The following is a 10851-nucleotide window of genomic DNA, read 5'->3' as shown; positions in this document are numbered from 1 at the left end:
TCGGCCTGGGTGGCGAAGGTGAATCCCTGGCCCGAGTAGCCGATGCGCATCAGTTCGGCGGCCTCGCGCAGCAGGGCCTGGGCGTCGGCGTCGCTGCGGCCGGGGGCGGCGGGCCGGGCGAAGTTGAGCACGCTGGTGAGCATGGTGTCCAGGCGGCGCGTTTCGGCCAGGATGATGTCCACCTTTTCGCGGTCGGCGGCGTCGAGGTTGGGCGAGCGGCCCAGGGCGGTGATGAATCCGCCGATGGCGCACAGCGGGTTGCGGATTTCGTGGGCCAGGTACATGGACATCTCGCCGACCACGGAGAGCTTTTCTGCCTGCTGGCGTTCGCGTTCCAGCCGCGTGCGCGCGGTGATGTCGCGGCGCATGACCATGATGCGCACCAGGTCGCCGCGCTCGTCGAAGATGGGGTAGGAGTAGACCCGGAAGTAGAGCAGTTCGCCGCCCGGGCTGACCCGGGTCATGCGCGCCTCGGCCTTGGATTCCGTGCGCAGGGTGGCCTGCACGGGGCAGTCGGCGCAGGGTTCCGGGCAGAAGGGCACGCCCCGGGCCAGGGTTTGCACCTGCCAGCAGGGCAGCCCGACCAGGGCGTCCTTGGGGCGGCCGGTGCGCTGGAAGACGTGGGGGTTCATGTCCAGCACGCGGCCGCCGAGGTCCAGGAGCAGGATATCCTCGCGAATCTGGGTGACCACGGCGTCGAGCATGGCCCGGGAGTGGTCCAGGCGGGTGCGGGTATGCGCCCCGGCGCGGTGCAGGTTGTGCAGTGCGCACAGGAACACTGCCGCCTGGCGGTCGATGAGCGAGACATGGGGCGGCAGGGCCTTGCGCAGGTCGGTCAGGCCCAGGCGCTCCTGGCGCAGGTCCACGAGCACGGTGAGATCGGGGTGGGCGGCGAGCAGTTCCTGCCAGGATTCGTAGCGGGCCACTCCGCGCCGTTCGAAGCCGCGTTCGGCGGCCTGCGCGGCGGTGCAGGCCACGCCCGCCAGGCGCATGGGCGGCAGGAACTCCTCCAGGTCGCGCTCGGCGGCCAGGGCGAGCAGGGCGGCGAAGCCCGGGCCGGTTCCGACGATGCCAAGGACGCATTCCCTCAGGCCGTCCTCCCACAGGCAGGCCCGGTCGGTTTCGTTCTGGCTCATGTCCGCTCCCGGTCCGCCCGGGCCACGAAATGCCCGGGGCCGATGTTCGCATCCAGGGGAACCGTGGCCGTGGCCGTTTCGGTGTCGGCCTCGTGCACCACCAGGTCGCCCACGGGGCGGCGGCCGGGATCGAGGACGATCATCCGGTCGCCGGGCAGGACGCCGTGGGCGCGCCCCAGGCCGAAGACGACCTCCCAGCCGTGCCCGCGCCGCGCCAGGCGATAGATGGGCCCCGTACCCGAGGCCAGCAGCCGCTCCAGGTCGCGCCCGCCCTGGCGGTAGACCAGCGCCCCGGCCAGCAGCGCCACGGGCAGCAGCGCCAGCACGGCCCAGAACGGCTGGACTCCCGCCAGGCGCAGCAGCAGGGACGGCTGGTCGGCGCGCAGGGCGGCGGCGTCGGGGAAGACGCGCACCGTATAGACCGGGGCCTCCGCCAGGGGTTGGGCGCCGAAGCGCACGGCCATGCGCCGGTCGCCCGCGGGGGAGCCGGGCTGGGCGAGGATGCGCGCCCGCCACAGCCGGCCCTGGAGTTCCACGAAGCGCACCTCGAGGTCCGGCGTGTCCAGCTCGGCGCGCACATGGCGCGACAGGGCCGCCGGGCCGTCGGCCAGGACCCGGGCGTGCAGGGTCACGGCCTGCTCGTCGGCGGGGATGACCAGGTCGCCGCTCGCGGCGGCCTCGGCGCCTGCCACCACGCGAAAGAGGTTGCGCTCGTCGCTGACGGCCAGCCAGCAGGCATCGGCCACGGCCAGCAGCAGCAGCACGCAGGCCGCCACGGCCAGCTTCTGTGCGCCTCGTCGCGCAGGGCCGGGGGCCGGGGCCGCGCTCATGGCGAGGCCGTCCCGGCCGGGGCTTGGGGATCGCGCAGGCGGCGCAGGGCCAGGCGCGCGGCAACCAGGGTGACCAGCAGCATGGGCAGGTACAGCCGCAGGAACCCGGCGGCCATGTCCCCGGGGGCCGCGCTGGCGCGGTACATGCAAAAGGTCAGCTCCGCCAGGAGGAGGACATCCATGACCACCACCACCCACCGCTGGGCGGGATTGAGCCGGGCCTTCACCGTGCGGGGGGTCATGGGGCCTCCGTGCTGGAATGGGGGTCCGCGCCCGTCGGGAGGCGCGGACCCCCGGGTGGGGTGACCGGCGCGGCGGCGGGAAGCCGCGGCGCCGGGGTGGCGGGCTACTTGCCGTGCAGGCTCTGCTTGGTGACGTTCATCACCTTGATGGCCACGCGCTTGTTGCCCAGGGCGTCGTAGTAGGCCGTCAGGGCCGCGCGCTTGTCGCCGTGGATTTCGTAGGCGATGCGCAGGATATCCCCGGGCTCGGGCGTCAGGCCGATTTTCGCGTCCTTCACGTCGTAGGTCGAGACCATCCCGGTGCTCACGCCATAGGGATGGCTCTTGCCGAAGTTGGTGTCGTATTCCTCGATGGTTATGGTCTTGGCCGCGGTGTCGTACTCGATGCACCTGCCCTGGGCCACCTCGGCGGCCAGGGCCGCCCCGGCGCACAGGGCCAGGGCCGCAGCCAGAACCAGACTCGTCGCCATGCGTCTCATGCCGCCTCCCCGGGCTACCCGATCTGGGTGCCCGCCTTCTTCTCGCGCAGTTCGCGCGCCGCGCCCACGAACATGATCTTCATGATGTAGAGGCAGATCACGCCGATGGTGGTCAGGATCAGCGCCGCGGCGGACTGGGTGTAGCCGACCTGCTTGAGGATGATGGACAGCATGCAGCACAGCACGGCGGCGCCGAAGGCCAGGCGGATGCCGTAGCCCTTGGAGTACTTGGTGGCCACGGTGCCTATCTGCGCGCCGATGGCCGCGCCGGTGAGCATCACGAACACGGCCACGATCTCGATGCGGCCCTTGAGGGTGTAGGTGAACGCCCCGTAGAGCCCGGAGATCATGACCTCGAACAGGTCGGTGCCCACGGCCACGTGGGTCGGGCAGCCGATGAGGTAGACCAGGGCGGGCATGCGCAGGAGGCCGCCGCCGATACCCAGGAATCCCGCCAAGATGCCCGTGACGAGGCTGACCATGATGGGCAGCCAGGCCGAGCAGGTGAAGCCCGAGGCGCGAAAATGGATCATAGGCGGGATGTTGATGCGGTGCAGGGCCTTGTACCAGGTCACCCCCTCGGTGCCGTGCTGCCCGCTCAGGCCCTTGCGCTTGTTGGAGACGGCCTTGGCGTAGTCGTAGAAGACCATCCAGGCGATGAAGGCCAGAAAGCCCACATACACCCAGCGCACCACCGGGCCGACCTGCCCCAGCCGCTCCAGCCACATGACGAGCTGGGCGCCGATCTCGATGCCGACCATGGTGCCGGCGAGCATGACCACGCCGAGCTTGTAGTCCACGTTGCCGAACTTGGAGTGGCGCATGGTGGAGACCATGGACTTGCCCGCGATGTGGGCGATGTCCGTGCCGATGGCGAAGGCCATGGGGAAGCCCAGGATGTTCAGCCCCGGGGTGACCATCCAGGCCCCGCCCATGCCGAAGAATCCGCCGATGACGCCGACGGAGAACCCGATGAGCACCAGCCCGGGCCAGAAGATGTGTACGCCCGCGATGGGCATGTACATGTAGAGCCAACTGGAATCGGCCATGAGCTCCATGACAATTCCTCCCGGACTAGTGTTCCACTATCTTGCGGGACGTGAGGTCGAGCCCCGTCAGGGCCATGAGCTTGTCCATGACCACGCCGAGCAGGCAGCCGTATGCGGCCGTGAGCACCACCGTCCAGACCGCGAAGAGCACGATGTTCGTGTTGTAGAGGTTGGCGAAGTACAGCAGGATCTCGCTATCCAGGACCCGCGTATCGGCCACGACCACAAGGTCGCTGGCCTTGCCGCCCGCGGCCCGGGCCAGCGGGGCGAGCAGCGCGTCCAGGCCCAGCAGCCCGGCCATGAGCATCAGCTTCTTGGTCATTTCGATCTCCTTGGGCGGTCGTCCGGCGGGCGCTCCCGCCCCCTTTGGGGCTCGCGGTGCGCGAAGCCCCGCATCCGGCATCGGGCCATTGCCCGATCCGCACGCCCGGGACAAAGCAAGGCATGTGCCAATGCCGATTTCCAATGTCGGGGCATGGCTATTGCATTCCACTCTTGCGCAATCGGCGTTTTTGTATGATCGTCATGCGTGACCGGGGGACGGAAACGATGCAAAAAATCGATGGTTCACGGCTCTACCAGGGTGGCTTCCCCTTCCTGTCGCGCGGCCCGGCCTCCGGGCGCAGCGCGGGCCGCAGCCTGCGCACCCGCCTGCTGCGGCTGTTGCTGCCCCTGGTGGTGCTGATCCTGCTCGTGTCGGGCTACGTCGGCTACCAGGTCTCCTGCCAGTACATCGACATCGCCCTGGACCGGAACGTACGCGTGCAGACCAGGGCCGTGGCCCACAACGTCTCCGCCTTCCTCGAAAAATGTCGCAAGGACCTGCTCTACATCGCGCAAGACGCCGGGAGTCCCGCAGAGATGCGCAAATTCCTTGCGCGAAAGGTGGCGGCGGGCGACTCCGGCTTGCGCGAATTGACCTATCTTTCCCCCGACGCCGACGGACACACGCTGCTGGTGGTCGAAGGCGGCGAGGTGTTCCAGGTTCCTGCGGAAAAACTCACCGGGGTGCAGCCCGACCCCTTCGGGGCCTTCGAGACCGGGGCGGGGCTGGCCCCGGGCGAGGTGCTGCTGACGCCGGTTTGCTACAGCGAGTATCCCAGCCCCTCGCCCAGCAACGCGAGCCGCCGGGTGGCCGCCCATGTGCTGCGCCTGATCACCCCCGTGGACCCCGACGGCGACGGCCGCCCGGGCTACATGATCCTGGGCGTGGACGTGCGTTTCGTGCGCAACATCCTCTCGCTGTACAATTCGCCGCGCTCGCCCCTGTGGGCCTACCCGCGCAGCGACGAGGTCCGCTTCACCTACGTTTTCGACCCCGAAGGCTGGATGCTCTTCCAGTCCGAGGACCCGGACCGCGAGAACCTGCCCCTGTCGACGTACCTGCCCCGGGCCGGGATGGACGGCACCCTGGGCCGCCCCGAGCTGGATGTGGCCTTCCGTCCCAACGCGGGCAACGCCGACTACTGGCAGGCCGTGGCCGCCATTCGTGACGACCAGGCCGGGCTGCTGCACGTCCACAGCGAACGGATGGGCGGAACCAAGACCTACGCCATGGCCTACGCGCCGGTGCATTTCTCGCCCGTTCCGGGAGGGCCGCGCCAGGTCTACTGGGGCCTGGTGTTCATGGACCGCAGCAAGCTGACCCTGGCTGCGGGCTTCAAGCATCTGGACGCCCTGTTCGTCATCACCCTGGCGGCCATCGCCCTGATGTGGATCGGCATCTACTTCGCCACGCGCATCGTGACCCGGCCCATCGTGCGCCTGTCGGAGATGGTCGGGGAGTTCCGCTCCACGGGCCGCATGCGGCGCATCGACCTGCGCCCGGCGGGCTACGAGACCTCCCTGCTCACCGGGGCCATCAACGGCATGATCGACATCATCTCGCAACAGGCCGAGGATTTGCGCCTGCGCGAGCGCAGCCTGCGCGGCTACACCATGAAGGAACGCGCGAACATCGACGCCGAACCCGCCCCCGAGGGCCCCGGGCTGGACATCATCCCCGAGATCGTGGGCAGCGGCCCCAAGGTCGCGCGCTTCAAGTCGGACATCCTCAAGGCCGCCCAGGCCGACGTGGACGTGCTGATCATCGGCGAGACGGGCACGGGCAAGCAGCTGGCCGCCGAGGCCGTGCACACCCACAGCACCAGGGCCGCCAAGCCGATCATCTCCATCAACTGCGGCGCCCTGGACGAGAACCTGCTCCTCGACACCCTGTTCGGCCACGTCAAGGGCGCCTTCACCGACTCGCGCGCCGACCGCAAGGGCGCCTTCGTGGAAGCCCACGGCGGCACCCTGTTCCTGGACGAAATCCAGGCCGCCTCGCCCAAGGTCCAGCAGGCCCTGCTGCGGGCCATCGCCGAGCGCAAGGTCAAGCCCCTGGGCAGCGACAAGGAGATCGAGGTCGACGTGCGGCTCATCGCCGCCACCAACGCGGACCTGCCCGCGCTCATCCGCGAGGGCCGCTTCCGCGAGGACCTCTACTTCCGCCTCAAGGTCATCACCGTCTACTCCCCGCCCCTGCGCGAGCATCCGGAAAGCATCCCGGCCCTCACGCGCCACTACCTGCGCCAGGTGGAGCTCATGGTCGGGCGCCGGGACCTGGGCGTCTCGCGCGGGGCCATGGAGAAGCTGCGCGGCTACCACTGGCCCGGCAACATCCGCGAGCTGGTCAACGCCATCACCAGGGCCGCGGTCATGGCCGAGTCCGACGTGATCCAGGCCGCGGACATCCGCCTGGAACAGGAGGCCGCAGCCGAGGCCGAGGACGGCGCCCTGGCCCAGGCCGAGGAGGCGGTGTTCGTTCTCGACGGGCTGGACGACCCCGCCCCGGCCCCGGCGGACGAGGCGCCCCGGGCGGCCAGGGACCCGGAGCCCGAGCCCCGGCCCAAGGCCCCGGAACGCGCCCCGGCCCAGCCGCGCGAAGCCGTCAGCCGCCTGAACGAACGCCAGCGCCGGGCCTACCCCGAGATCCTGCGCCGGGGCGAAATTTCGCGCCAGGCCTACCAGGACCTCGTGGGCGGCGGGCTGCCCGCGCGTACGGCCATCTACGACCTGCAGGACATGGTCAAGAAGGGGCTGCTGGTAAAGACCGGGCGCGGCCCGGCCACCCGCTACCTCGCGGGCGGTTAGGGGCGGCCCGTGCTGCGGCTGCTCGACCGCTTCCGCAGGCGCCGGACGGCCCTGACGCGCCCGCTGCCGCCGGCGGCCCTGGCCGAGCGCTACGAAGGCTTCAAGGAGCTTTTGGATTCCAATTCCGAGCTGCTGGCCCTGCTGACCGAGGTGGACGCCATGCTGGCGGGAGAGGCCGTGTTCGGCATGGCCTGGGTCCGCTCCCGGGCCTCGCGCATCGCCTTCCACGGCACGCGGGTGGTCCACGGCCTGAACCGCCTCTCCGGCGGCCGCTACGCGGCCCTGGCCGGGGTCATGGCCGACCTGAAGGACCGCATCCGCACCGTAGCCGAGGCCCGGCGCGCCGAAGCCTGCCCGCAGCTGGTCCTGCCCTACTGCGCCGTCACCCGCGAGATGGTCGACTGGGTGGGCGCCAAGAACGCCCACCTGGGCGAACTGGGGCGGCTGCCCGGGCTGCGCGTGCCCCCGGGCTTCGCCGTGACCACGGCCGGTTATGAACGGTTCCTGGCCCAGGGCGGCCTGGAGGCCGTGATCCGGCGCGCGGCCGTGGACCTGGACCCCGACGACCCGGCCAGCGCCCGGCGCATGAGCGAAACCGTCCAGCACGCCTTCCTGCGCGCGGCCCTGCCCCCGGACCTGGAGCGGGCGATCCTGGACGCCTGCGCGGCCCTGCCCGGCGACGGCCCCCTGGCCCTGCGCTCCAGCGCCATCGGCGAGGACGGCGAGCTGTCCTACGCCGGGCAGTACCTCACGGCCCTGAACGTGCCCCGCGCGGACGCCGCACAGGCCTACAGGCGGGTGCTGGCCAGCCTGTTCACCCCCCGGGCCATCACCTACCGCCTGCACCAGGGCATAAGCGCCGCCGACCTGGCCATGAGCGTGGGCGTGCTGGGCATGGTGGACGCCCGGGCCAGCGGCGTGGCCTACTCGCGCCACCCCACGGACCCGGCCTGCGACGCGGTGCTGGTCAACGCCGTATGGGGCCTGGGGGTCCTGGCCGTGGACGGCGCGGCGGCGCCCGACGAATACCTGGCGGCGCGCGGCGCCGGGCACGCCCTGCTGGCGGTCCGCCCGGGGGCCAAGCCCGTGCTCCTGGCGCCCGGGCCCCGGGGGCGGCTGGACGAGCTGCCCGTGGCCCCGGAGCTGGCCCACGCGCCGTGCCTGGACGAACCCCGGGTCCGCGAGGTGGCCGCCGCCGCGGTGGCCCTGGAGGCCCACTTCGGCGCGCCCCAGGACGTGGAATGGGCCCTGGACCGGGCGGGGCAGCTGTTCATCCTGCAATCACGGCCCCTGCGCGCGGTGCACGCCCGGGCCCCGCAGGCTCCGCCCCCGGGGGCGGAGGTGCTCCTCGCGGGCGGGGCCCCGGCCTGCCCGGGCCTGGGCTCGGGCCCGGTGTGCCATGTCGCCTCGGCCGACGACGCGGCGGCCCTGCCCCGGGGCGCCGTGCTGGTGACGCGGCACTCCTCGCCCAAATATGTGGCCGCCCTGCCCCGGGCGGCCGCCGTGGTGGCCGAGGCCGGCAGCGTCACCGGGCACATGGCGGCCCTGGCCCGCGAGTTCTGCGTGCCCGCCGTCTTCGGCCTGCCGGGCGCCCTGGCGGCCCTGACCCCGGGCCGCACGGTCACCGTGGACGGCGCCGGGGGCCGGGTCTACGCGGGCGCGGTGGACAGCCCCGCGCCCCCGGGGCGCCCCGCGCGCCGGGGCATGGCCGGAACCCCGGTCCACGCGGCCCTGGCCCGGCTGGCGGCCCTGGCCGTGCCCCTGCGGCTGACGGACCCCGCCGCGCCGGACTTCGGCCCGGAGGGTTGCCGCACGGTGCACGACGTGACGCGCTACGCCCACGAGCGCTGCTACGAGGAGATGTTCCGCCTGGGGGAGCTGACCCTGGAGCACACCGGGGCCGCGCGCAGGCTGGAGGCGCCCCTGCCCCTGGACCTGTACGTCATCGACCTGGGGGCGGGGCTGCGCGACGTTGCCCCGGGGCAGGCGTCCGTGCGCCCGGAGCAGGTGGCCTCGACGCCCCTGGCCGCGCTGCTGGAGGGCATGACCCATCCGCTGCTTGCGGGCCGGGAGCCGCGTCCGGTGAACCTGGGGGGATTTTTCGCGGTGCTGTCGCGCCAGATGCTCGAACCGCCCGCCGAGCCCGGAGGGCGCTTCGGCGGGCGCAGCTACGCCCTGGTTTCCGACGCCTACCTCAACTTCAGCTCCCGCGTGGGCTACCACTACAGCGTGCTCGACGCCTGGTGCGGCCCGCGCGTGGACGAGAACTATGTGACCTTCGGCTTCAAGGGTGGCGCCGCCGACGACCTGCGCCGCCAAAGGCGCACCCGGGCCATCGCCCTGATCCTGGAGCGCCTGGGGTTCCGGGTGGAGCGCACGGGCGACCGGGTCCAGGCACGGCTGCGCAAATACGACAGCCAGGCCGTGCGCCACGCGCTGGAGCAGCTCGGGCGGCTGCTGGTCTACACCCGCCAGATGGACATGCTCATGGTGGACGAGGCCATGGTGGAGCGCACCGCCCGGGCCTTCCTGGAAGGCCGCTACGGCCTGGACGGCCCCCCGGGGCCCTGAGCGGGCCCGGGCTACTGCGGCGGTTGCAACCTGCGCCACTCCTGGGCCCAGGTGACCTTCTGGACGATTTCCTTGATGGTGCAGGGCTTGAGCAGGTAATCGTAGGCCCCCAGGTTGATCATCTCCACGGCGTCGTCCACCGAGGCGTGCCCGGTGACCACGATCACCGCCGCGCCCAGGCCCCGGCGGCGCATCTCGCGCACGGTGCCGTGGGCGCTCAGCCCGGGCATGAGCATGTCCAGCAGGACCACGTCGTAGGCCTCGCGGGCCAGCACCTCCAGGGCCGCGTCGCCGCTTTCCGCGCAGGCGGCGCTGATGCCCTCCTGCCTGTTCAGCAGCTCGGTCATATTGGTGCGAAAGCTCTGGTCGTCGTCCACGACGAGCACGCGGATGGGTTCGCTCATGGTCACCTCGCAAGTGCCGGGCCGGGCTCCGGCGGATTGGCGCCCTCGGGCAGGCGCACGGTGAACACCGCCCCGCCCCCCGGGGCATTGGCCGCGCCCAGGGTGCCCCCGAGGCGGTCCACGATGCCCAGGCATACGGACAGCCCGAGGCCCGTGCCCTGCCCGGGGGGCTTGGTGGTGAAAAAAGGGTTGAAGATACGCGACAGGTTCTCCTCGGGAATGCCCGGGCCGTCGTCGCGCACCTGGATCTCGCTCCAGCCCGGGGCCCCGGGGCCCACGGCCAGCTCCACCCGCCCCCCGGGCCGCACGGCCTGCACGGCGTTGACCAGCAGGTTCAGCACCACCTGCTTGAGCTGCGGGGGGTCGGTGAGGGTTTCGGGCAGGCCCGGGGCGTAGCGGCGCACGATGCGCACCTCGCGCCGCCGGGCCTCGCGCTCGGCCAGCAGGGCCATGTCCTCGCACAGTTGGGCCAGGACCACGGGTTGCAGCACCGGCGCGGCCTTGCGCACCAGTTGCAGCATGCCGTGGGTGATGTCGCCGCAGCGGCGCACCTGGGCCTCGATGGAGTCCAGGCGCCTGCCCAGGGCCTCGCGCGCGGGGCCGTGCTCCAGGGTCTCCAGGTCCGCGCGCAACAGCTCGGCCTCCTGGCCGATGACCGCCAGGGGCGTGTTGATCTCGTGGGCGATGCCCGAGGACAGCTCGCCCAGGACGGCCAGCTTCTGGGACTGCACGAGCTGCTCGCTCAGGCTGCCGCGCTCCTGCGAGGCGGCGCGGATGCGCAGGCGCAGCCGATGGACCGTGAACGCCGCGAGCAGCGCCGCGGCCCCGGCGGCCAGCGCCCCGCCAGCGCCGGGCAGCCGCGCCGCCGCCAGCGCGCCCAGCAGCACGCCCAGAGGCAGCCCCCACTGCGCCGCGAGATGCGCGCCCCCCGCTGCCGCCGAGGCCGGGCCGGGCCGCCCGCCGGGGCGGGATTGCGGGCTCACGCCGGGGCCTCCCCGTCGGCCCGGC

At 72.0% G+C, this 10851-nt stretch carries 10 protein-coding genes; 2 read left to right on the top strand and 8 right to left on the bottom strand.

Annotated elements, in window-relative coordinates:
- The 6 genes from M0P34_RS09405 to M0P34_RS09380 all read right to left on the bottom strand — a co-directional run.
- The coding region (locus tag M0P34_RS09405) for a histidine kinase dimerization/phospho-acceptor domain-containing protein (protein ID WP_291498659.1) at nucleotides 1–1136 on the bottom strand (1136 nt) is incomplete at its 3' end.
- Complete coding sequence (locus tag M0P34_RS09400) at nucleotides 1133–1966, bottom strand: hypothetical protein (RefSeq protein ID WP_291498658.1); 834 nt, start codon at nucleotides 1964–1966, stop codon at nucleotides 1133–1135. The genes M0P34_RS09405 and M0P34_RS09400, both read right to left, overlap by 4 nt.
- Nucleotides 1963–2208 carry a hypothetical protein gene (locus tag M0P34_RS09395; protein ID WP_291498657.1) on the bottom strand — a complete coding sequence of 82 codons (246 nt, stop codon included), beginning with the start codon at nucleotides 2206–2208 and terminating at the stop codon, nucleotides 1963–1965. The genes M0P34_RS09400 and M0P34_RS09395 overlap by 4 nt, the downstream gene beginning before the upstream one ends.
- Before the next feature lie 104 nt (nucleotides 2209–2312).
- Nucleotides 2313–2687 carry a hypothetical protein gene (locus M0P34_RS09390; RefSeq protein ID WP_291498656.1) on the bottom strand — a complete coding sequence of 125 codons (375 nt, stop codon included), beginning with the start codon at nucleotides 2685–2687 and terminating at the stop codon, nucleotides 2313–2315.
- Between the two features lie 14 nt (nucleotides 2688–2701).
- Nucleotides 2702–3745 (bottom strand): sulfite exporter TauE/SafE family protein, encoded by a 1044-nt coding sequence (locus M0P34_RS09385; protein ID WP_291498655.1) that lies wholly within the window; start codon nucleotides 3743–3745, stop codon nucleotides 2702–2704.
- Nucleotides 3746–3761: 16 nt separating this feature from the next.
- Nucleotides 3762–4058 (bottom strand): DVU0150 family protein, encoded by a 297-nt coding sequence (locus M0P34_RS09380; RefSeq protein ID WP_291498654.1) that lies wholly within the window; start codon nucleotides 4056–4058, stop codon nucleotides 3762–3764.
- A gap of 227 nt (nucleotides 4059–4285) precedes the next feature.
- Between M0P34_RS09380 and M0P34_RS09375 the strand changes: the two genes are divergently transcribed.
- Together M0P34_RS09375 and M0P34_RS09370 are read left to right on the top strand one after the other, a co-directional pair.
- A complete protein-coding gene (locus tag M0P34_RS09375) occupies nucleotides 4286–6868 on the top strand; it encodes a sigma 54-interacting transcriptional regulator (RefSeq protein WP_291498653.1) in 2583 nt (860 codons plus the stop codon).
- A 9-nt stretch (nucleotides 6869–6877) separates the two neighbouring features.
- Nucleotides 6878–9439, top strand: coding sequence for a PEP/pyruvate-binding domain-containing protein (locus M0P34_RS09370; protein WP_291498652.1), 2562 nt, complete (start codon nucleotides 6878–6880; stop codon nucleotides 9437–9439).
- 11 nt (nucleotides 9440–9450) lie between these two features.
- On the opposite strand, the gene M0P34_RS09365 is transcribed toward M0P34_RS09370, so the two are convergent.
- The gene (locus M0P34_RS09365) at nucleotides 9451–9843 is read right to left on the bottom strand and encodes a response regulator (RefSeq protein WP_291498651.1); all 393 of its coding nucleotides are present in this window, start codon (nucleotides 9841–9843) and stop codon (nucleotides 9451–9453) included.
- A gap of 2 nt (nucleotides 9844–9845) precedes the next feature.
- Nucleotides 9846–10826 carry an ATP-binding protein gene (locus M0P34_RS09360; RefSeq protein ID WP_291498650.1) on the bottom strand — a complete coding sequence of 327 codons (981 nt, stop codon included), beginning with the start codon at nucleotides 10824–10826 and terminating at the stop codon, nucleotides 9846–9848.
- Nucleotides 10827–10851 lie beyond the last annotated feature (25 nt).

Source organism: Desulfocurvus sp. (assembly GCF_023230885.1).
Classification (GTDB): Bacteria; Desulfobacterota; Desulfovibrionia; order Desulfovibrionales; family Desulfovibrionaceae; genus Desulfocurvus.
Note: the sequence above shows the minus strand (reverse complement) of the source record. Positions and strands in the feature narration are given on the sequence as shown.

Bases quoted from the DNA above. Each gene is read 5' to 3' on its own strand.
- M0P34_RS09400 (WP_291498658.1), bottom strand. From the start codon at position 1,966: ATGAGCGCGGCCCCGGCCCCCGGCCCTGCGCGACGAGGCGCACAGAAG.
- M0P34_RS09395 (WP_291498657.1), bottom strand. From the start codon at position 2,208: ATGACCCCCCGCACGGTGAAGGCCCGGCTCAATCCCGCCCAGCGGTGG.
- M0P34_RS09390 (WP_291498656.1), bottom strand. From the start codon at position 2,687: ATGAGACGCATGGCGACGAGTCTGGTTCTGGCTGCGGCCCTGGCCCTG.
- M0P34_RS09385 (WP_291498655.1), bottom strand. From the start codon at position 3,745: ATGGAGCTCATGGCCGATTCCAGTTGGCTCTACATGTACATGCCCATC.
- M0P34_RS09380 (WP_291498654.1), bottom strand. From the start codon at position 4,058: ATGACCAAGAAGCTGATGCTCATGGCCGGGCTGCTGGGCCTGGACGCG.
- M0P34_RS09375 (WP_291498653.1), top strand. From the start codon at position 4,286: ATGCAAAAAATCGATGGTTCACGGCTCTACCAGGGTGGCTTCCCCTTC.
- M0P34_RS09365 (WP_291498651.1), bottom strand. From the start codon at position 9,843: ATGAGCGAACCCATCCGCGTGCTCGTCGTGGACGACGACCAGAGCTTT.